Origin of the sequence: Albidovulum sp., assembly GCF_041919395.1 — a bacterium.
Taxonomy (GTDB): Bacteria; Pseudomonadota; Alphaproteobacteria; order Rhodobacterales; family Rhodobacteraceae; genus Albidovulum.
Genome location: NZ_JAYRTX010000018.1, coordinates 17,671 through 37,673 on the forward strand (window position 1 = coordinate 17,671; position 20,003 = coordinate 37,673).

Genomic DNA, 20,003 nt, shown 5'->3' on the forward strand with positions numbered 1-20,003 from the left:
AGTCTCCTCTAAGGAAGCGGTCCTGCAAAAGATGGTGACTCTCCCTCAGCATCAAAGCAAGAGACCAGCACAGAATTGTGGCGCCCGGTGAAAAGAATTGCTGGCGGCCATTCCCTGCCGCCGGTTCTGCACGATTTCCGGTCGGATCAGATCGGATCGGGAATGGCCGAGCCGCGCTTGTGGCCCGCTGCATAACCCTTGGGCAGCACGCCCGAACAGACCCGCTCTCCCGTCCGGGGGTCGAGACGCAGGACCGAATAGCCCTCGATCCCGTCGTCTGCCATCCAGACGTCGCAGCCGTCCGGATCGACGTAGATGCCCCACTTCACCTTCTGCGCCAACTGTCCGCTGTCGATGAAACGGTCCACGCTGTGGTCGGTCTTGACGCAGGCCGAAAGCGTGATGGCCGTGCCGAGGATCAGGATGCGCGCGCCCATCTCAGTACCTCCCGATCTCGCGGTAGCAGACAATCTCCACCCGCCGGTTCTTCTGCATCCCGGCAGAGGTGGCGTTGGAAGCGACGGGTATCCTTTCGCCGAAGCCGTTGGCCGAGGCCACCCGCGCACCGGCGGCGAGCGCGATTTTCGCGACTGCGTTCGCCCGGCGTTGCGACAGGCGCATGTTGTATTCGTCCGAAGCGCGCGAGTCGGTATGGCCGTGAATGCCGTAGGACCAGACGCCCTCCTGCCGGAAGAAGGACCTGAGCCGATCGGCCTCGGCCGGGCGGACGGTGGCGCTATCGGTGGCGAAGAGCGTGTCGGCGCTGGCGACGAGGCAGGTCTCGACCTTCATGCAGACGGGCTTGCCGTTCCGGTCGGTCCTGTTCCAGGCATAGCCTTCCCAGCCGTCGTCGATCATCCAGACCTGGCAGCCGTCCGGTGTCTGGGCCAGAGCCGGCCGGTAGCGTTCGGCCGGAATCCGTTCGCTTTGCGCCGCGGCCGGCGCCGCCGCGGATGCCCAGAGAAATGCGCAGGCCAAAGCCCGCGCCACAGCCGTTCTTGGAACCCTCACCCCAACCCCCAAACCTTGCGGGAAGGCCGCTGACAGTGCGGCCGGTCCCTTCGTCACCCGGTGACCATGATAGCAGAGAGTGCCGCGGACCGAACCCGACGATTGTGAAATCATTGTTATTCAAGGGGAAACAGAAAAGGATGCGGATGGGCGATCTTTTTGCGTCCGACCAACAATAGCCCCCGCAGCGCCAGCCGGTCAGGCGACCTCACCGGCAAGCGAGTTGGGGGCGGAGGCGGTGATTCTCACCCGTGCGATGGTGCCGGGGGTGGCCTCCGTCCTTACATGCACGGCGTGCAGGTAGTCCGACTTACCGACCATCTGGCCCTGGAGCCGCCCGGGTTTCTCGAAGAGAACCGAGACCTCGCGCCCGATCATTGCCATCTGCGCCGCGCGCTGCTGCCCTGTCAGGAGCGCCTGCAGCGTCTGAAGCCGTTCGTCGGCAACTTCGGCCGGCACCGGCGTCCTTTCCGCCGCCGGCGTGCCCGGACGGGCGGAATACTTGAACGAATAGGCCATGCCGTAATTCACCGTGCGGATCAGGTCGAGCGTGGCGTCGAAATCTGCCTCAGTCTCGCCGGGGAAGCCGACGATGAAGTCGCCCGAGAGCATCATGTCGGGGCGCGCGGCCCGAATCTTCTCGACGATCCGCAGGTAGTCCTCTGCCCGGTGCTTGCGCGCCATCGCCTTCAGGATGCGGTCGGACCCCGACTGCACCGGCAGGTGCAGGTAGGGCATGAGCTTCCTCTCCTCGCCATGAGCGGCGATGAGGTCGTCCGACATGTCGTTGGGGTGCGAGGTCGTGTAGCGGATGCGCTCCAGTCCGTCGATCCTGGCCATTTCGCGCACCAGCCGCGCGAGCGACCAGTCGCCATCATGCCCCGCGCCGTGATAGCCGTTCACGTTCTGGCCAAGGAGCGTGATCTCGCGCACACCCCTTTCGGCAAGACCGCGCGCTTCCGACAGCACCCGGTCTGCCGACCGGCTGACTTCCGCGCCGCGGGTGTAGGGCACGACGCAGAAGGCACAGAACTTGTCGCAGCCCTCCTGCACGGTAAGGAAGGCGGTCGGCCGCGCCACCGCTTTCGGCCGGTCTGGCAGATGGTCGAACTTGTCCTCCTCGGGGAAGTCGGTATCGACCGTCTTTTCCCCGGCCTCGGCCTTCTTCGCCATGGCGGGCAGGCGATGGTAGCTCTGCGGCCCCACCACGAGATCGACGAGCGGCATCCGCCGCAGGATCTCCCCGCCCTCGGCCTGCGCCACGCAGCCCGCCACGCCGATCGTCAGGCCGGGTTTCGCCGCCTTCAGCGGCTTCAGCCGCCCGAGGTCGGAATACACCTTCTCGGCCGCCTTTTCGCGGATATGGCACGTGTTGAGCAGGACCATGTCCGCTTCCTCGGCCACCTCGGTCGTGACGTAACCTTCCGCGCCAAGCGCCTCGGCCATACGTTCGCTGTCGTAGACGTTCATCTGACAGCCGTAGGTCTTGATGTAGAGCTTCTTGGTCACGGTGGATCGCTTTCGGGCTGGCGCGGCTTCGCGGCCCGCTTCCTACACCCGAACCCGCCCGCCCGGCAACCGCTCAGGCGGAGAGAGGCGGGCCGGTGAACGTCAGGTTATGGCGCGCGGCCGAGTCCAGGATCGCCGGCATGTCCTCGGGGATGCGGCAGCGACCACGCGCCATGTCGGCGAAGAAGCCCTCGAACCCGCCGGGGGTGAGAATGACGAGGTGCCGCGACGGCGCGTCACCGGCCACGCGGAACGTGTGTTCCCGCCCGCGCGGAACATAGACGCTCGTTCCGGGTCCGCGGGTGAAGGTCTCGCCCTCCAGCCAGAAGGTCACCGTGCCGGTGAGGATCACGAATGTCTCGTCCTCGGCATGGTGGATATGGCGGGGCGGCCCGGAGCCCGCGGGCGAGAGGCTGTCCACGATGGACATGGCGCCGCCGGTGTCGGCGGGGGACAAGAGGGTGCGGTAGAGGGTGGCGTTCCAGTCGATCGTGCCGGGGCCGAGGGTGGCGGGGGTCGCGTCGAGCATCGTTCTTCTCCATGTCGCGCATCGGATGCGGCGAGAATGGCCCCACTACATTCATTTGACCAAACGATTGATTGTAGGTTTAATATTCACATGACGAATATATCAACCTTCGACCTCAATCTCCTCCGCGTGCTCGACGCGCTGTTGCGCGAAGGCTCCGTGACACGGGCTGCGGCGCGGGTCGGGCTATCGCAGCCCGCGACCTCGGCCGCGCTCGGACGCCTCCGTCACGCGCTCGGCGATCCACTCTTCGTACGCCAGGGCCAGCGGCTGGTGCCAACCGACCATGCGCTGAGCCTGGAGACTCCGCTGCGGGAGATCCTCGACCGGACCGAGGGCCTCATCGCCGGCCCCGAAGCCTTCGATCCGGCGCGGGCGTCGGGCGCCTTCCGCATCGGCGGGTCGGACTTTTTCGCCGAGATGCTGATGCCCGCGCTCGGCGCCGCGGTGTCGCGGCAGTCGCCTGCGCTCATCGTCCAGCTGGTCGATCTGGTGCCCGAAAACTACGTCGCCACGCTCGAACGTCAGCGCGCCGACCTCGTCCTGATTCCCGAAACGACGTTTCCCGAATGGACCGAGCACGTGCGGCTGTTTCGCTCAAGTTTCCGGATGATCGCGCGGGCGGGGCACCCGCGCCTTGCGGCCGAGGGCGTGCCACCGGGCGGTGTTGTACCCACCGATCTTTTCTGCGACCTGGGACATGTGCTCTTCTCGCCAGAGGGGCGCGTGAGCGCCATGGGCGACGCCGCCCTTGCGGCGGTCGGGCGCAAGCGGCGCGTGGCGATGACGGTCCCGGTCTTCTCCGGTGTCTGCCGGGCCGTGTCCGAGAGCGACCTCGTCGGGCTTCTGCCGCGTCAGCTTGCCGAGGCAATGGCGCCGCGACTGGGTCTGTGGGTCTACGTTCCGCCGATGCCGCTTCCGGCGGCGACGATCTTCATGGCATGGCACCGCCGTGCCTCGCGCGCACCCGCCCACCGCTGGCTGCGCGGTCTCGTGGCGGAAACTCTGGAACCGCTCGATGCCGGCGAGACGGAGGCGGCGGCCCGACCCGGCACGGAAGCATTGCATTCCGTCCCGCCATCGCCGACCTTCGCGCGCGACGAAAACGGACGGCCGCGATGACCTACGCCTCGCTCAAGGATTTCCTGACACGGGGCACCGCGCACCTCGCCAGGGGTCCCGTCGCGCTCCTCTTCGTCGAGGACGAGGCGGAGATCGCCTCCACCGTGACCCATCACGCTGGTCTCGGCTTCGGCGAGATCGTGGTCTTCCTTCCCGATGCCCTGCCGATCCCGGAGGAGGTCGCAGCGGCCGCGACCTGGATCCGCCACGACACGCTCGCAAGGTGCGCCGTCCCCGAGGCGGTCAACGCGGTGATCGACTCGGCGCCGGCGAAGACCTGGTTCTACTACGCCTACAACGCCGAGTATCTCTTCTTCCCGTTCTGCGAGACCCGCACGGTGGGAGAGATGCTGGCTTTCCACGCCGAGGAACGACGCGACGCCATGCTCGCCTATGTCGTCGATCTTTACGCCCCAGACCTTGGCCGCCACCCTGACGCAGTCAGCCGCGAGGAGGCGATGCTCGACGGTTCGGGCTACTATGCGCTTGCTCGGCCGGACCCCGAAACGGGGCATCCGAGGGAACGGCAGCTCGACTTCTTCGGCGGTCTGCGCTGGCGGTTCGAGGAACATGTGCCGAAGGCCAGGCGCCGCATCGACCGCATTGCGCTTTTCCGATCGGCGAAGGGGCTCGTGCTCAGGGAGGATCACACCTTCAACGTCGAAGAATACAACACCTATGCCTGCCCCTGGCATCACAACCTCACGGCTGCGGTGGCCTCCTTCCGGGCGGCGAAGGCATTGAAGGCGAACCCCGGCTCCACCTTCGGTATTCCGACCTTCACGTGGCACGGTTCGATCCGCTTCGACTGGACCTCGGGGCAGCTGATGGACCTGGGGCTGATGGAGCCGGGGCAGTGGTTCTGACGGTCAGCGCCTAGAGTCCCTTGCCACCGTCGAGGTAGTTCACACGGAACAGCCATTGGCCCGCGCCGGCGCCGCCCGGCCGGAGGGATTCTAGAAGGTCGCGAATGGCCGTCGGCGTCGCGTCTCCGCCCGCAAAGGGGTCGTTATCGGCGCGTGCCTCGAAGGCGCGGTCGTCAGCCTCGCTCAGGCCCGCGATCTCGCCTGCCCGCGTCAGGATCACGCCCGAGGCCGTGGGCATGAGGTTGCCGTCGCTGGGTCCGAGGATGATGCCGCTGATCAGCGCAGCTCTCGGCTGCTGGCCGGCATTCGTGACCATGTAGAGCATCGCGTCGTGGCGCATTTCAGCCAACTGAACATAAAGCCGGTTCTGCAGGAGAAGTGCCCAGCCGCGGAACTCGAACCCGCGGGCGCCATAGCGCGCCTCGATCAGTCCCTGCGCTGGCCGGAGCATCATCGCGAGCCGCGCAATTCGACCCGGCTGGGTGAAGGACCAGTAGTGGACATCGTAGTGGCCGTAATACTCGTCGCCGCGCCGCATGACTTCGTTGCGTGACACGTTGATCAGGTCGTATGGGATCGGCAGGGCCGACGAATCCGCCATCGGGACCTGCGAGAGCCCGCCTGTGCCAAACGGTATCGGAAGGTCGAGCGCGCGGCGGAACTCCTCGTCAGGTCCCTCCAGGGCGAGCGTGGAGAATCCGGGTCGGTGCCGCGCGATCTCGATTGCGATGCGGGTCAGGTTGTGACCGCTCGGCCGGACCTTTCCCGACAGCCAGCGGGACACGACCGACTTGTCCACACCCACCGCCGCGCCGAGCGCGGCGGGCGACAGGTTGATCGTCTTGAGGGCCAGACTGAGCCGCTCGCCGAGCCGGCCGGTTGCTTCGCTCGTCATGATGCTGCACGCTCCACCGTCCGGCCCGACCGACGCATCACGCGCCTCTCAGATTCCGACATGCAACAATTTGCAACGGATTGCATGATGACGCAACGTCGTGCCGGACGATGCAACGGACATCTTCTGAAATAAACATTACAGAGTTGGACATTCCAGTAACGATTGTTCGTAAGACCGGGATACGTTCTTCCAGTTCCGGTCCCTTTGCCCGCCGGCGGCACTGCCCGCACGGTTACGATCGGAGATCACCAGAATCAAGACAGACCGGTCCAAGGTATTTCATGGGCCGGCCCCCGAGGGGGAAGAAGCATTTCAGGAGTCAAGGAAAGATGATGAGCGAGACATTTCTCTTCCCCGCGCCATCGGTGCGCCGAGGCACACGCCTCTTCGCGCTCCTGCGTGACTGGATCGAGGCCCGCAAGAAGCGGCGCGCGATGGCGCGATCGATCAGCGGGCTTACCGATCTGGACGACCGTCTGCTGCGCGACATTGGTCTGACGCGGGGCGATCTGGAGGAGTTCCGCGGCATCCGTTGAACCGAGACCCGACCTTTCAGAAAGCCCTTTTCGATCCGAAGCCCTTTGTCCATCCAGCCGACCCCCTTCCAACCGGTTGGTTCCGTCCCGCGTGAATTTCCACGCCCCCGCGCCCCCGGCCGATCCCAGGCCGGGGGCGCGCCGGGTTCCCAATGCGGCGGTGCGTCCGAACAGAGGTGCGTCATCCGTCGGAAACCGGATGCCGATGCTCCGGCGGTGCCAACGGTTCAGGTCTGGATTCGAAGTCCGGCCGCGGGCAGGACGCTCGGCTTGCCCCGGACGATCAACCGCGCCTAAGCCGGATGACCACATCGACCCGCGCAAGTTCGGCCCCTTCGGGCAGTTCGGGCAGGCGGGCGATCTTCAGGTCCTCGGCCGGCGCATCGACCAGTCGACCCTCTTCCTCCCAGAAGAAATGCGGATGATCATCAAGCCGCGTGTCGAAATAGCTGCGGCTGCCGTCGACGGAGATCTCGTTGATGAGACCCGCCTCGCAGAAGGCCCTCAGCGTGTTGTAGACGGTCGCCAGCGATACAGGCTCGCCGGAGGCGGTGGCAGAGGCATGCAGGCTTTCGGCGGTCACATGGCGGTCCTGGCCGTCGCCGACCAGCAGCGTGGCGAGAGCGAGCCGCTGGCGCGTCGGCCTCAGCCCCGCCCGCATCAGCCAGCGCGCCCCGCGCGCGGAGGCGACCTGGTCGGCCACCCTCTCGAAAGCCGCTTGCGTCACTGCCCATCCATTCGCTGCCGCAAGTCCGTTATATAGGCCGGAGAGATACGGAAATTCAATCCGTTTCACGCGGTGGCGATCCGGCAGTGGCCTTGCCCTGTGGCGGAGCCGGATGATAGAGGGTCGGAAATGTGCAGCCGACGAGGGGCAGGCGGAATGGCGAGTTATCCGACGCGGTTCGATCGGGAGGACCTGCTGAAATGCGCGCGGGGCGAGTTGTTCGGCCCCGGCAACGCCCAACTTCCGGCCCCGCCGATGCTGATGATGGACCGGATCACGGACATTTCGGCCGACGCCGGAGAGCACGGCAAGGGCCATATCGTCGCCGAATTCGACATCCGCCCGGACCTCTGGTTCTTCAAATGCCATTTCCCCGGCAATCCGATCATGCCCGGCTGCCTCGGGCTCGACGGGCTCTGGCAGCTCACCGGGTTCAACCTCGGCTGGCGCGGCTGGGAAGGGCGCGGTTACGCGCTCGGCGTGGGCGAGGTGAAGCTGACCGGCATGGTGCGGCCCGACCGCAGGATGCTCACCTATTACGTCGATTTCACCAAGGCTGTGCAGACCCGGCGACTGACCATGGGGGTTGCCGACGGCCGGGTGGAAGCGGATGGCGAGACCATCTATCTTGTGAAGGACATGAAGGTCGCGCTGTCGGCGAACTGACCTAGAGGCAGAAGGAGAGCGCCATGCGCCGCGTCGTCATCACCGGGATCGGGATCATCTCCCCCATCGGCAACAACGCGGCCGAAGTCGAGGCAAGCCTGCGGGCTGGCCGGTCCGGCATCGTCTTCGCCCCCGCTTATGCCGAGCACGGCTTTCGCAGCCAGATTCACGGGATGCCGCAGATCGTACTCGAGGACCACATCGACAAGCGCAACCTGCGCTTCATGGGGCCGGGCGCGGCCTACAACTTCCTCGCCATGGAGCAGGCCATCGCGGACAGCGGGCTTGAACAGTCCGATGTGTCCAACGAACGCACCGGCCTTGTCATGGGCTCCGGCGGGCCCTCCACTTCGAACTTCTTCCAGGCCCACCAGACCGTGATCGAGAAGGGCGCGCCGAAGCGGATGGGGCCGTTCATGGTCACGCGCTGCATGTCCTCCACGAACTCGGCCTGCCTTGCCACGCCGTTCCAGATCAAGGGTGTGAACTATTCGATCACCTCGGCCTGCTCGACGAGCGCGCATTGCATCGGTAACGGCACCGAGCTCATCCAGATGGGCAAGCAGGACGTGGTCTTTGCCGGCGGCGGCGAGGAGCTCGACTGGACGCTTTCCTGCCTCTTCGACGCGATGGGAGCGATGTCGTCGAAATACAACGACACGCCGCAGACCGCCTCGCGCGCATTCGACGCCAGCCGCGACGGCTTCGTCATCGCCGGCGGCGGCGGCGTGGTGGTGCTTGAGGAGCTGGAGCACGCGAAGGCCCGCGGCGCGAAGATCTACGCCGAGGTCACGGGCTACGGGGCGACTTCGGACGGCTACGACATGGTGGCACCCTCCGGCGAGGGCGGCGAGCGGTCGATGCGGCTTGCGCTCTCGACGCTGCCGAAGGACCGGAAGGTCGGCTACATCAACGCCCACGGCACCTCGACGCCTGCGGGTGACGTAACCGAGGTGAAGGCGGTCCGGCGTGTCTTCGGCGAGGGCAACGTGCCGCCGATCTCGTCCACGAAATCGCTTACAGGCCACTCTCTCGGGGCGACCGGTGTGCATGAGGCGATCTATTCGCTGCTCATGCTGAACGGCAATTTCATCACAGCCTCGGCCAACATCACCGAGCTTGATCCCGAAATCCGTCCCGGGGAGATCGCGACGGAGTACCGCGAGGGAGTGGAACTCGATACCGTCCTATCCAACAGTTTCGGCTTCGGCGGAACCAACGCCACGCTCGTCCTGAGCAGGCATCGCGGGTGAGGCTGCCATGGCCGACCTGATGAAAGGAAGGCGCGGGCTCGTGATGGGTGTCGCGAATGAGCGATCCATCGCCTGGGGCATTGCCGCGGCACTCGCCGCGGAAGGGGCGGAACTGGCCTTCTCCTACCAGGGCGAGGGCTTCGGCAAGCGGGTCGAACCGCTCGCGGCTTCGGTGGGATCGGACTTCCTCGTGGACGTGGACGTGACCGACGACGAAAGCCTCGACGCCTGTTTCGCAGCGCTCAAGGATCGCTGGGGCCGCATGGACTTTCTCGTTCATGCCATAGCCTATTCCGACAAGACCGAACTGACCGGGCGCTTCGTCAACACCAGCCGGGCGAACTTCTGCAATTCGCTGGTGATCTCCTGCTATTCCTTCATCGACGTCGCCCGGCGCGCGGCAGACCTCATGCCCGAGGGCGGCAGCCTCGTGACGCTCACCTACGCCGGGTCGAACCGCGTCACACCGAACTACAACGTGATGGGCGTGGCCAAGGCGGCGCTGGAAAGCGCCACGCGCTACCTTGCGAACGATCTCGGGCCGCAGAAAGTGCGCGTCAACGCGATCTCGCCCGGGCCGATGAAGACGCTGGCCGGGGCGGCCATCGGCGGCGCACGGGCAACCTTCCGCCATACCGAGGCCAACGCGCCGTTGCGCGCCAACGCCACGCTGGAGGCGATTGGCGGGACGGCGGTCTATCTTCTGTCCGACTTCGGGGCCTGCACGACAGGAGAGATCATTCGAGTCGATGGCGGCTATCACGTGCTGGGGATGCCGCAAGCCGAAAACCTCTGAGTCAGCCGGCGGCATCTACGCCCGCGCCCGGAACTCCCGCTACCGTCAGGCGCATGTCCGCCTGGGCCGTCAGTCGCCTGGACGCCGCAGCGTCTCGCGCAGCGCCTCTGACTCGGCGCGGAACGCCTCGGCATCGCCGTAGTCGGTGAAGTCCGGGTAGTTGGCGTGGGTCCCGGCGACCCGCCGCGCGTGCTTGATCGGGCACCAGTACTGCTCCGTCCGCCCGGCGATCTCGCGCACGTAGGACACCAGGCCGTTGGCATAGCTGCAATAGGCGCAATTGAGCTTCTGCAGCGCGTTCAGGTAGGCGAGATGATGGCGGTCCATCGCGATATGGTCACGCCGCCGCACCTTGGCGATGCCGTAGACCGGGAAGCAGACCGCCTGGTAGACGCTCACGCAGAGGTCGAGGAGGGCCAGCGGGATGATCAACGCATAGATCACCGGCGCGGTCAGGATCACCGACGGCCGTGCGGCGGCGAGGAACTCCGTCAGCCGCACGCGGGCCTCGCGGTGGCGCGCCAGCACCTCGCGGTCGAAGACGACGCGGCCGCGTTCGATCCGGTATCGCAGCGCGGCGCGGCGCTCGGCCACCTCGGCGTCGAACTCGGCTTCGAGCGTGCGCAGGGCCTGCTTGAATCGCTCGACGGGCGTCGGTTCGGACATGGCGTGCTCCTGCGGCTCTGCCGGCGGTGGGTCCGGTGCCAGAGTGCCCGCGACGGGGCAGAAAAGCCAGTGACCGGCCGGACGGCTTGGGATTGTGCGCGACACATTTCCGCCCTTGCCGCGCGATGCGACCCGCGCCAGTCTGGCCGGCGGAGGTTCCATGGCGACAACGACGTGCATTTTTGACGCCTACGGCACGCTCTTCGACGTGGCTGCCGCCGCCCGCCTTGCCGCAGCCGAACCGAGGCGCGCGGCGCTCGCCGCCGTCTGGCCCCGCCTCGCCGACGACTGGCGGAGAAAGCAACTCGAATACAGCTGGCTTCGTGCCGTCATGGGCCGGCACGCGGATTTCTGGACCGTCACCGAAGACGCGCTCGACTGGGCGCTAGAGGCCAACGGGCTGGCCGATCCGGAACTCCGGCCGCGTCTGCTGGCGCTCTACCGTGAGCTTCCGGCCTATGCCGAGGTTCCCACCACCCTCGCGGCGCTGAAGGCGCGCGGGCTTGCGACGGCGATCCTCTCCAACGGCTCGCCTCCGATGCTAGCGGCAGCGGTTGCATCCGCCGGAATCGGCAGTCTGCTCGACGACGTGCTCTCGGTCGAGAGCGTCGGCGTTTTCAAGCCGGATGCACGCGTCTACGGGCTCGTCACCGAACGGTTCGGCTGTGCCAGGGACGAGGTGCTCTTCGTCTCCTCGAACGGCTGGGACGCGGCGGCGGCAGCGGGCTACGGGTTTCGTACCGCCTGGGTGAACCGCGCCGGGTTGCCGGTCGAAAGGCTGCCCGCCCGCCCGCACCACGAAATACCTGATCTAACCCCGATCCCGGACCTTGCCCGCCCATGACACTCCTGCACTTCACCGCCTCCGACGGCGCCCGCCTTGCCTACCGCGACGAGGGAGAGGGGCTGCCCGTGCTCTGCCTCGCCGGCCTCACCCGCTCCTCGACGGACTTCGATTTTCTTGCGTCGCATCTGCCCGACGTGCGCCTGATCCGCGCCGACTACCGCGGCCGCGGCGGTTCGGAATGGACCGGCTCAGCGACCTATACCGTCCCGCGCGAGGCGAAGGATGCGCTGGAGCTTCTCGATCATCTCGGGCTCGAGCAGGCCGCTGTCATCGGCACCTCGCGCGGCGGACTGATTGCCATGGTGCTCGCTGCGACCGCGCGACCGCGGCTTCTGGGCATTCTCCTCAACGACGTGGGGCCGGCACTGGAACGCGCGGGGCTGGAGAAGATTTTCGACTACGTCGGCCGTAACCCGGCGGCGAAGAGCATGGACGAACTCGTGGCGAAGCTGCCCCGCACGATGCCCGGCTTCGTCAATGTGCCCGAGGCACGCTGGCGGGCTTTCGCCGAACGGCTCTATTCGCCCGCGGACAAGGGCCTGCACATCCGCTACGACCCGGAACTTCGGACCAGCTTTCTTGCCGCGTTCGAGGGGCCGCAGGCCGATCTCTGGCCGCTCTTCGACGCCTGCGCCGGGCTGCCGCTCGCGTTGATCCGGGGCGCAAATTCCGACCTCCTGTCGGAAACGGCCGCCGCCGAGATGCGGCGCCGGCGCCCCGACATGATTTTTGCCGACGTGCCCGACCGTGCGCACGTTCCCTTCCTCGACGAGGCCGAAAGCCTCGGCGCGATCCGCACCTGGCTGGAGAGGATGCGATGAACATCGGGATGATCGAGGCGGCCGCCGGGCGGCTCAAGGGGCATGTGGTGCGCACGCCACTGCTGTCCTCGCCGTTTCTCGACGAGATCGCCGGGCGGCGGGTGCTGGTGAAGCCGGAATGCCTGCAACCGACTGGCTCGTTCAAGCTGCGCGGCGGCTGGTCGGCGCTGTCGGCGCTGCCGCCCGAGGCTCGCGCCAGGGGGGTCATCGCCTTCTCCTCAGGCAATCACGCGCAGGGGGTGGCCTATGCTGCCCGCGCCATGGGCGCGCCATGCGTCATCCTGATGCCTTCCGATGCGCCCCGCGTGAAGATCGACAATACCCGCGCGCTTGGGGCCGAGGTCGTGCTCTACGACCGGGCGACGGGAGACCGCGACGCGATTGGCGCGGCGCTTGCCGAAGAACGCGGGTTGACGCTGGTGAAGCCCTTCGACGAGCCGCTCGTGATCGCCGGACAGGGGACCACGGGTCTCGAGATCGCCGAAGATGCCGCGGCGGCCGGGGTGGCGGCGGCCGATGTGCTCGTTCCCTGCGGCGGCGGGGGGCTCACCTCCGGCATCGCGCTTGCGCTTGAGGCGAGGGCACCTGGCCTTCGCGCCCGGACAGTGGAGCCGGAGGGGTTCGATGACGTGGCGCGCTCGCTTGCCTCGGGGAAGATCGAACGGAACGCGCGGATGACCGGCTCGATCTGCGACGCGATCGTGACGCCCTCGCCGGGGCAGATCACCTTCCCGATCCTCTCGCGGCTCTGCGGGCCCGGGATCGCGGTCAGCGAGGACGAGGCGATGGCTGCCATGGCGGCAGCCTTCAACCGGCTCCACATCGTCCTGGAACCGGGCGGGGCGGTGGCGCTTGCCGCCGCGCTCTTCCGGCCTGAGGCGGTGGCGGGACCGGCGGTGATCGTCGTCGCCTCGGGCGGAAACGTCGATGTTGCGCTGCACAGGAAGGCCATGGAGCGGTTCGGCGCGGCCTGACGGTCAAGGCGAACGGATGTCGATGTAGACAAGCCGGTGGCGGGAGGCGGTGGCCGTTGCCTCTGCTTCCAGGCTGCCGAGTTCAGGCCACCAGACGGCCGCTTCCTCCACCACGAGGTCGGCAGACGGGAGGACATAGTCCACCCTGAGGTTTCCCGGCCCGCCGTCCTCCGGCCAGTCGGCCGTGTCGAGGGCCGCAGCGCCCCGCTGGTCCGCGTTCGGCCCGCCTTGCGCGGATGTGGCCTGCTCTGCGCCACGGCTTGCCGGCTGCGGATCCTGAAGGCGCCGATCCGCCAGAAGGGACGTGAGCGCGTCAGCCCGCCCGTCACCGTCCACCGGGTCGAGATTTGCGTCACCGATCACGATGAAAGGGCCCTGCGGCGGCGCGAAGGGCAGATCACCGTCCAGAAGTCGTGTCCAGAAGGCCGCCTCGTCGTGATTGCGCCGCCCGTTACGGTCCTCTGGCCCGTCAAAGACGGGTGGCGTCGCCATCCACGCAAGAAGCCTCAACGACCGTCCGTCTGGCAGCACGACCGGAACGACCCAGTGGCCGGTCGTCGAAAGCCGCTGGATCGCGGCGGCATCTGCGCTCAGCCCTGCCCCGTCCAGCAGGTTTCCCGGAAGGTCACGCCAGAGAAAGGCGGAGTAGTCCGTCGTCTCTCCCAGCGGCAACCGCGACAGCACCGCCATGCCGCCTTCGCCCGCGAAGCGGCCGAAACCCTGCGCATCGCCCGGCCCGCCCGTGCGCCCGTCGCCGTCGAGGTCGAGGCCGGTGGCCATGCCGGTATTGGGACGGAGTGCCAGTCGGTGGGCATAGTCAGCCCCTGCTGCGGCGAGACGGTCCTCAAAAGCGCCGAGTGCGATGCCGCCAAGGTCGTAGTCGATGCCGGTCAGCACGATCACGTCCGGGGCGGCGGCCGCGATCACAGCCGCCGCCGCCTCCACCTGTGGGTCCCTTTCGGTGAGGATGTCGCGCAAGAGGAGCCCTGGACCATCGCGGTTCATCTCGACATTGTAGGTCGCGATTCTGAACGTCTCGGCGCGGGCCCCAACCGGCAGGAGCGCCCCGAGGATCAGGCCGGCAAGAGCTCCGCCTCGGCCGTGGCGTTGTTCTGCCGGCGCTTCTCGGCGATCATCCCGGCGATGCGCCCCATGGCGATGCCGCGCATGAAGAGGGAGGCGGGAAGGAAGGCCCATGCTGTCATCGTCCAGATCAGGGTCTGCGGGCTTTCCAGCGTCACCGGCGAGAAGGCGAGCGCGGCGAGCTTGACCGCAGCGGGAATGAGGAACGGCAGAAGGAAGCCGAGTGCAATGTTGAACCGGGCGTCACGCTGCAGCCGGTCCACCACGTCGCCTCCCGTCGTCGGATCGAAGGTCGGCAGGTTGATCCAGACGTTGAACGAGCCGATCCGGCTCGGCCAGCCGATCACCCGCATCGTTACCACGAAGAGGATGAGCGTCATGAGCGAGATCATGTAGGAGATGCCCGCCGAGGTGCGCACGAGGATCAGGTGGCGCAGGCTCATGTCCTCCGGCAGCATCAGCACGACGAGGCGCACCGGACTGTATGGAACGTCGATGACCTCGCCGAGCTTGTTGCCAAGCGCCTCGATGAAGACCGTCAGAGTCGTCGGTTCGGTCTGGCCGCGGACGATCGTCGACAGGATGAGGACGGTGACGAAGAGCGACAGGAAGCGCAGGCGGTTGAAAGGGGGCGCGTCGCGGAATTCCACCAGGCCGGGATAGGTGGAGGCGTATTCGAAGAACGTCAGCGCGGCTGCGAAGAGCGCCACGAGGGCGACGATCTGGGTCGTGTCGTGCGAGACATGCGGCAGCAGGAGCGATGGTGTCGCGATCAACACCATGACCAGAACCGCGCGCACGAGCGCCCCTGTGAGCTGAGAAATCACTGCCCCGTTCCCTCGACCTGGCCGTTGCCGGTGCATTGCCGGGCGTGTCTGGCCAACTTGAGCCCGCCAATTGTGGCGCGCTGCCTCATTGTTGCCCCAAATTTGCCCAAGTCCGGCTCCCCATCAACGTTTCGTTAAGACTAGCCCCGGCATTGGGGCCTTTTCGTGGAATAACTGGTGCGCCTTTGCATCATTTAATGAGCAATTTTCCGCCGATACCGGCACAAGAAAAAAGGCCGCCCGAGGGGCGGCCCAAGATGTTGTATCTCAAGCGTTTTCACACCCAAGGGCGGCTCTGTGCGGCAACCTTCTCGAAAGTGTCGATGGCCGAACCCTTCTCCAGCGTCAGGCCGATGTCATCGAGTCCGTTCAGGAGACAATGCTTGCGGAAGGGGTCGACGTCGAAGGCAAAGCTCTGCCCGTCGGAGGTCGTGACGGTCTGCGATTCCAGATCGACTGTCATCCTCGCATTGGCGCCCTTCCTGGCATCGTCCATGAGGACGGCCACAACCTCTGCTGGCAGCACGATCGGCAGGATGCCGTTCTTGAAGCAGTTGTTGTAGAAGATGTCGGCGAAACTCGTCGAGATGACGCAGCGGATGCCGAAGTCGAGAAGCGCCCAGGGCGCGTGCTCGCGGCTCGACCCGCAGCCGAAGTTGTCACCCGCCACGATGATCTCGGCATTCCGCCAGGCCGGCTGATTCAGCACGAAATCCGGGATCTCCCGGCCGTCCTGGGTAAAGCGCATCTCGTCGAAGAGGTTCTTGCCAAGGCCCGAGCGCTTGATCGTCTTCAGGAACTGCTTGGGGATGATCATGTCGGTGTCGATGTTGACCAAGGGCATCGGCGCCGCGATTCCGGTGAGGGTGGTGAATTTGTCCATGTCCGTTGTCCCTTACACCGTTTCCGCCATCATCTCGCGCACATCCGTGAGGTGCCCGGTGACCGCCGCCGCCGCCGCCATCGCGGGGCTCATCAGGTGGGTGCGTCCGCCGCGGCCCTGACGTCCCTCGAAGTTGCGGTTCGACGTCGCCGCGCAGCGTTCGCCGGGCGAAAGCTGATCGGGGTTCATCGCGAGGCACATGGAGCAGCCGGCAAGCCGCCATTCGAAGCCCGCATCGATGAAGATCTGCGCCAGACCTTCCTCTTCCGCCTGCGCGCGCACGAGGCCCGAGCCCGGCACGACCATCGCGCGGATGCCCGGGGCGATGTGCTTGCCCTTCAGGATCGCGGCTGCGGCACGCAGGTCCTCGATGCGTCCGTTCGTGCAAGAGCCGATGAAGACGGTGTCGATCCTGATGTCGGTCAGCTTCATGCCGGGCTTCAGCCCCATGTAGTCGAGCGACCGCCTTGCCGCCTCGACCTTGCCGCCCTTGAAATCCTCCGGCGACGGCACCGCGCCGGTGATCGGCAGCACGTCCTCGGGGCTGGTGCCCCAGGTGACGACGGGGGCGATATCCTCGCCCTTCAGGGTCACGACCTTGTCCCAACGGGCGTCGTCGTCCGATTTCAGCGTCTTCCACCAGGCGAGTGCCGCTTCCCACTGCGCACCCTTCGGCGCATGGGGCCGGCCCATCACATACTCGAAGGTCTTTTCGTCCGGCGCGATCAGGCCCGCGCGCGCGCCGCCCTCGATCGCCATGTTGCAAACGGTCATGCGGCCTTCCATTGAAAGGTCGCGGATCGCCTCGCCCATGTATTCGATCACGTAACCGGTCCCGCCTGCGGTGCCGGTCGCGCCGATGACGCTGAGCGTGATGTCCTTGGCGGTGACGCCGGGGCGGAGCCTGCCGGTGATCTCCACCTTCATGTTCTTCGATTTCTTCTGGATCAGGGTCTGCGTGGCCAAAACGTGTTCGACCTCAGACGTGCCGATCCCGTGGGCCAACGCGCCGAAGGCGCCGTGGGTGGCGGTGTGGCTGTCGCCGCAGACAACCGTCATGCCCGGCAGCGTCCAGCCCTGTTCTGGCCCGACGATATGGACGATCCCCTGGCGGATGTCGTTCACCGGATAGTAGTTGATGCCGAAATCCCTGGCGTTCCTGTCCAGCGCCTCGACCTGGATGCGGCTTTCCTCGTTCTCGATGCCCTTCACACGGTCAGGGGTGGTGGGCACGTTGTGGTCGGGCACCGCGATGGTCTTTTCGGGGCTGCGCACCTTGCGCCCCGCCATCCTCAGGCCCTCGAAGGCCTGAGGGCTCGTCACCTCGTGCACGAGGTGGCGGTCGATGTAGAGCAAGCAGGTGCCGTCGTCCTGGGTGTCGACGACATGGGCGTCCCAGATCTTATCGTAAAGCGTCTTGCCGGACATGAGTCCTCTCCGCGGGTGGGAAATCGGGGGTCAGAAACCGAAGGGGCGACAGGGGTGGCCGGCGATCAAAGCCGCGCCAGTACCGTCATCGTCGCGCCGAAGAACCGCCAGGGCAGGCGCGCGCGGTCGTCCATGTCGAAGATACGTTTCATGAAAGGCGCAGATACACCTTCGCCCCGAGTCCCGCAAGACCGGCGCAAGGGCGCCTTTCGTGCGGCTCTGCGGGAAACGAGGGGGCTCATTGAGATTTTACATTCGCGATGTTACCTTATGATCATTCCCAGCGCCGGGGCGGGGCGGCGCGCAACTCAGGAGGACGATGTCCTGTTACCTACCCACACCGCGGCCGCTTCCCGGGCCGCAGGGGCGATGCCGATGACGGCCGCGCCCATCGAAGCCACCAGCGACGAACTCCTCGCGCGGGTGCTTTCCTCCCTCGACGATGACAAGGCCGAAGACGTGGTGGCGATTGACCTCCGCGGCCGGTCCTCTGTCGCCGATCACATGGTCATCTGCTCGGGTCGCTCGTCGCGCCAGGTCGGCGCGATCGCGGAAAAGCTGGTCGAGCGGCTGAAGCACGAATTCGGCCGCACTTGCCGCACCGAAGGCAAGGAGCAGGGCGACTGGGTGCTGATCGACGCGGGCGATGTCGTCGTCCATGTCTTCCGGCCGGAAGTGCGCGAGTTCTACCAGCTCGAGAAGATGTGGATGCAGCCGGGCGCGGGTCTCGCGGCAGTGCGCAAGGCCTGATGCGGCTGCATCTCTGCGTGGTGGGCCGGCTCCGCGCCGGACCGGAACGCGTGCTCCTCGACGACTACCTCAGAAGGTTCGACAGGACGGGCCGGCCCCTCGGGCTCGGCCCGGTGTCCGTTCACGAGGTGGAGGACAGGAAGGGCGGCGGGATGGAGGCCGAGGCGGTGCTTCTCGCCCGGGCGCTGCCCGAGGGCGCATTCACCGTGGCGATGGACGAACGTGGGCGCGGCCTGACCTCACCCGACTTCGCCGCGCTGGTCGCGCGCGTGCGCGACGGCGGCCGGCAGGACATGACCTTCCTCATCGGCGGCGCCGACGGCCTCGCCCCGGTCTTGCGCGAGCGTGCCGATCTAGTGCTCTCGTTCGGGCCGATGGTCTGGCCGCACATGCTCGCCCGCGTGATGCTGGCCGAACAGCTCTACCGCGCCGCCTCGATCCTTGCCGGGGCGCCGTATCACCGGGTGTGACGGTATTCCGCAACCTTCTTTTCGCCGGTTGCCTTTGGCGGGCGTCCGCCCATAATGGCGGCCGGAAACGCCGATCACGCGGGATTTGGAGGGCCTCGATGAAACACATCGAGTTCTGGTTCTCGATCGGCAGCACCTATTCCTTCCTCACCGTCTCGCGCCTCCCGGCAATCGAACGGGAAACCGGCATCCGGTTCGACTGGCGGCCATTCAGCGTCCGCGCGATCATGCTGGAGATGAACAACATCCCCTTCGCCAACAAGCCGGTGAAGGCGCGCTACATGTGGCGCGACATCGAACGGCGCGCCGCCATGCACGGGCTGAAGCCGACGCTTCCCGCGCCCTATCCGCTGACCGAGTTCGACCTCGCTAACCGGGTCGCAGTTCTCGCCCGGGCCGAGGGCTGGTGCCACGACTATGTGACGGCGACCTACCGGCGCTGGTTCCTCGCGGGAGAGCCCGCCGGGAGCGAGCCGAATCTCGGGGATACGCTGCGCGAGCTTGGCCGGGACCGCGACGAGGTTGCCGGCCGGGCGATGTCGGAGGCCATCGGGACGGCCTACCTCGAGGCGACCGACGAGGCGCGGTCGCGCGGCATCTTCGGCGCGCCGAGCTTCGTGGTCGGCGACGAGCTCTTCTGGGGCGACGACCGGCTTGAGGACGCGATCGCCTGGTTCCGCGAGGGCCGCTTGCGCGGGTCGGCCGACCAGGAGGACCGCCCATAGGCGCGACGGGCTGTTGCGGTGGCTTCCCATGCGTCCTAGAACGTGGCCCGCAACCACGAGGATCGCCCCATGACCGCGCCGAAACCCGTCGTTCTGTGCATTCTCGACGGCTGGGGTCTGAGAGAGGCGACCGAGGGCAACGCCGTGGCGCTTGCCCGGACGCCGACCTTTGACCGGATCATCGCCAGATGCCCCCATGCAAGCCTCGTGACCCATGGGCCGGACGTCGGTCTGCCCACGGGCCAGATGGGCAATTCCGAGGTCGGGCACACGAATATCGGCGCGGGGCGCGTCGTTGCCATGGACCTTGGCCAGATCGACCTTGCGATCGAGGACCGGTCGTTCTTTTCCAACGCCGCGATGGCCGCCTTCGTCCAGTCGCTGAAGGCCAGCGGAGGGACCGCGCACCTGATGGGCGTGATCTCCGACGGCGGGGTGCATGGCCATATCGACCACGTCCTCGCCGCCTGCGAGATGGTAACGGCGGGTGGCGTGCCGGTGGCGCTCCATGCGGTGACCGATGGCCGCGACGTGCCGCCGAAATCTGCGGACGGCTTCATCGCCGACCTCGTGCGCCGGCTGCCGTCGGGGGCGAGGGTCGTCACCGTCACGGGGC

The 20,003-nt window shown here is 66.7% G+C and carries 23 protein-coding genes and 1 pseudogene; 13 read left to right on the top strand and 11 right to left on the bottom strand.

Annotated elements, in window-relative coordinates; genetic code table 11:
• Positions 1-146: 146 nt before the first annotated feature.
• The 4 genes from ACMUOO_RS05095 to ACMUOO_RS05110 all read right to left on the bottom strand — a co-directional run bounded on the left by ACMUOO_RS05095 (position 147) and on the right by ACMUOO_RS05110 (position 3,049).
• Entirely contained in the window at positions 147-437 is a 291-nt protein-coding gene (locus tag ACMUOO_RS05095; protein WP_301920309.1) for a hypothetical protein, read from the bottom strand.
• Between the two features lies 1 nt (position 438).
• Positions 439-990 (bottom strand): OmpA family protein, encoded by a 552-nt coding sequence (locus tag ACMUOO_RS05100; RefSeq protein ID WP_413854906.1) that lies wholly within the window; start codon positions 988-990, stop codon positions 439-441.
• Positions 991-1,209: 219 nt separating this feature from the next.
• On the bottom strand, positions 1,210-2,520 hold the full coding sequence (miaB, locus tag ACMUOO_RS05105) for a tRNA (N6-isopentenyl adenosine(37)-C2)-methylthiotransferase MiaB (protein WP_301920307.1): 1,311 nt from the start codon (positions 2,518-2,520) through the stop codon (positions 1,210-1,212).
• 73 nt (positions 2,521-2,593) lie between these two features.
• Positions 2,594-3,049 carry a cupin domain-containing protein gene (locus ACMUOO_RS05110; RefSeq protein ID WP_301920306.1) on the bottom strand — a complete coding sequence of 152 codons (456 nt, stop codon included), beginning with the start codon at positions 3,047-3,049 and terminating at the stop codon, positions 2,594-2,596.
• Between the two features lie 90 nt (positions 3,050-3,139).
• Here ACMUOO_RS05110 and ACMUOO_RS05115 point away from each other — a divergent pair, with 90 nt between their 5' ends.
• Positions 3,140-4,171, top strand: coding sequence for a LysR family transcriptional regulator (locus tag ACMUOO_RS05115; protein ID WP_301920305.1), 1,032 nt, complete (start codon positions 3,140-3,142; stop codon positions 4,169-4,171).
• A complete protein-coding gene (locus ACMUOO_RS05120; RefSeq protein ID WP_301920304.1) occupies positions 4,168-5,037 on the top strand; it encodes a glycosyltransferase family 2 protein in 870 nt (289 codons plus the stop codon). Before ACMUOO_RS05115 ends, ACMUOO_RS05120 begins: the two co-directional genes overlap by 4 nt.
• 10 nt (positions 5,038-5,047) lie before the next feature.
• On the opposite strand, the gene ACMUOO_RS05125 is transcribed toward ACMUOO_RS05120, so the two are convergent.
• A complete protein-coding gene (locus ACMUOO_RS05125) occupies positions 5,048-5,932 on the bottom strand; it encodes a helix-turn-helix domain-containing protein (protein ID WP_301920303.1) in 885 nt (294 codons plus the stop codon).
• Between the two features lie 335 nt (positions 5,933-6,267).
• Between ACMUOO_RS05125 and ACMUOO_RS05130 the strand changes: the two genes are divergently transcribed.
• Positions 6,268-6,471, top strand: a complete 204-nt coding sequence (locus ACMUOO_RS05130; RefSeq protein WP_301920302.1) for a DUF1127 domain-containing protein — start codon at positions 6,268-6,270, stop codon at positions 6,469-6,471.
• Positions 6,472-6,754: 283 nt separating this feature from the next.
• Here the strand turns inward: ACMUOO_RS05130 and irrA are convergent, their stop codons facing one another.
• A complete protein-coding gene (gene irrA, locus ACMUOO_RS05135; protein WP_367891226.1) occupies positions 6,755-7,198 on the bottom strand; it encodes an iron response transcriptional regulator IrrA in 444 nt (147 codons plus the stop codon).
• Positions 7,199-7,354: 156 nt separating this feature from the next.
• On the opposite strand from irrA, the gene fabA reads away from it, so the two are divergent.
• From fabA to ACMUOO_RS05150, 3 genes are read left to right on the top strand one after another with little or no spacing between them, the layout of a single operon-like run.
• The gene (gene fabA / locus ACMUOO_RS05140; protein ID WP_301920301.1) at positions 7,355-7,864 is read left to right on the top strand and encodes a bifunctional 3-hydroxydecanoyl-ACP dehydratase/trans-2-decenoyl-ACP isomerase; all 510 of its coding nucleotides are present in this window, start codon (positions 7,355-7,357) and stop codon (positions 7,862-7,864) included.
• A gap of 23 nt (positions 7,865-7,887) precedes the next feature.
• Complete coding sequence (fabB, locus tag ACMUOO_RS05145) at positions 7,888-9,117, top strand: beta-ketoacyl-ACP synthase I (protein ID WP_301920300.1); 1,230 nt, start codon at positions 7,888-7,890, stop codon at positions 9,115-9,117.
• 7 nt (positions 9,118-9,124) lie between these two features.
• Positions 9,125-9,913, top strand: coding sequence for an enoyl-ACP reductase (locus tag ACMUOO_RS05150; RefSeq protein WP_301920299.1), 789 nt, complete (start codon positions 9,125-9,127; stop codon positions 9,911-9,913).
• Positions 9,914-9,982: 69 nt separating this feature from the next.
• Here ACMUOO_RS05150 and ACMUOO_RS05155 read toward each other — a convergent pair whose 3' ends face one another.
• On the bottom strand, positions 9,983-10,579 hold the full coding sequence (locus tag ACMUOO_RS05155; RefSeq protein WP_301920298.1) for a hypothetical protein: 597 nt from the start codon (positions 10,577-10,579) through the stop codon (positions 9,983-9,985).
• 160 nt (positions 10,580-10,739) lie between these two features.
• Here ACMUOO_RS05155 and ACMUOO_RS05160 point away from each other — a divergent pair, with 160 nt between their 5' ends.
• Genes ACMUOO_RS05160 through ACMUOO_RS05170 form a run of 3 tightly spaced genes read left to right on the top strand, consistent with a single transcriptional unit; the run spans position 10,740 to position 13,221 of the window.
• A complete protein-coding gene (locus ACMUOO_RS05160; protein WP_301920297.1) occupies positions 10,740-11,423 on the top strand; it encodes a haloacid dehalogenase type II in 684 nt (227 codons plus the stop codon).
• Positions 11,420-12,247 carry an alpha/beta fold hydrolase gene (locus tag ACMUOO_RS05165; RefSeq protein WP_301920296.1) on the top strand — a complete coding sequence of 276 codons (828 nt, stop codon included), beginning with the start codon at positions 11,420-11,422 and terminating at the stop codon, positions 12,245-12,247. Before ACMUOO_RS05160 ends, ACMUOO_RS05165 begins: the two co-directional genes overlap by 4 nt.
• Positions 12,244-13,221 carry a threonine/serine dehydratase gene (locus ACMUOO_RS05170; protein WP_301920295.1) on the top strand — a complete coding sequence of 326 codons (978 nt, stop codon included), beginning with the start codon at positions 12,244-12,246 and terminating at the stop codon, positions 13,219-13,221. The genes ACMUOO_RS05165 and ACMUOO_RS05170 overlap by 4 nt, the downstream gene beginning before the upstream one ends.
• Before the next feature lie 3 nt (positions 13,222-13,224).
• Here the strand turns inward: ACMUOO_RS05170 and ACMUOO_RS05175 are convergent, their stop codons facing one another.
• The 4 genes from ACMUOO_RS05175 to leuC all read right to left on the bottom strand — a co-directional run bounded on the left by ACMUOO_RS05175 (position 13,225) and on the right by leuC (position 17,442).
• Positions 13,225-14,298 (bottom strand): endonuclease/exonuclease/phosphatase family protein, encoded by a 1,074-nt coding sequence (locus ACMUOO_RS05175; protein ID WP_301920385.1) that lies wholly within the window; start codon positions 14,296-14,298, stop codon positions 13,225-13,227.
• Positions 14,295-15,131: a hypothetical protein gene (locus tag ACMUOO_RS05180; protein ID WP_301920294.1), complete on the bottom strand. Its 837-nt coding sequence runs from the start codon at positions 15,129-15,131 to the stop codon at positions 14,295-14,297. The genes ACMUOO_RS05175 and ACMUOO_RS05180 overlap by 4 nt, the downstream gene beginning before the upstream one ends.
• 277 nt (positions 15,132-15,408) lie before the next feature.
• A complete protein-coding gene (gene leuD, locus ACMUOO_RS05185; protein ID WP_301920293.1) occupies positions 15,409-16,014 on the bottom strand; it encodes a 3-isopropylmalate dehydratase small subunit in 606 nt (201 codons plus the stop codon).
• 12 nt (positions 16,015-16,026) lie between these two features.
• Positions 16,027-17,442, bottom strand: coding sequence for a 3-isopropylmalate dehydratase large subunit (leuC, locus tag ACMUOO_RS05190; RefSeq protein ID WP_301920292.1), 1,416 nt, complete (start codon positions 17,440-17,442; stop codon positions 16,027-16,029).
• Between the two features lie 270 nt (positions 17,443-17,712).
• Between leuC and rsfS the strand changes: the two genes are divergently transcribed.
• The 4 genes and pseudogenes from rsfS to ACMUOO_RS05210 all read left to right on the top strand — a co-directional run.
• Positions 17,713-18,192: a ribosome silencing factor gene (gene rsfS, locus ACMUOO_RS05195; protein ID WP_413854907.1), complete on the top strand. Its 480-nt coding sequence runs from the start codon at positions 17,713-17,715 to the stop codon at positions 18,190-18,192.
• Positions 18,192-18,662: a 23S rRNA (pseudouridine(1915)-N(3))-methyltransferase RlmH gene (gene rlmH, locus ACMUOO_RS05200; protein ID WP_301920290.1), complete on the top strand. Its 471-nt coding sequence runs from the start codon at positions 18,192-18,194 to the stop codon at positions 18,660-18,662. The genes rsfS and rlmH overlap by 1 nt, the downstream gene beginning before the upstream one ends.
• 98 nt (positions 18,663-18,760) lie before the next feature.
• Entirely contained in the window at positions 18,761-19,387 is a 627-nt protein-coding gene (locus ACMUOO_RS05205) for a 2-hydroxychromene-2-carboxylate isomerase (protein WP_301920289.1), read from the top strand.
• A gap of 69 nt (positions 19,388-19,456) precedes the next feature.
• A pseudogene (locus tag ACMUOO_RS05210) lies at positions 19,457-20,003 on the top strand (2,3-bisphosphoglycerate-independent phosphoglycerate mutase); the annotation flags it as partial.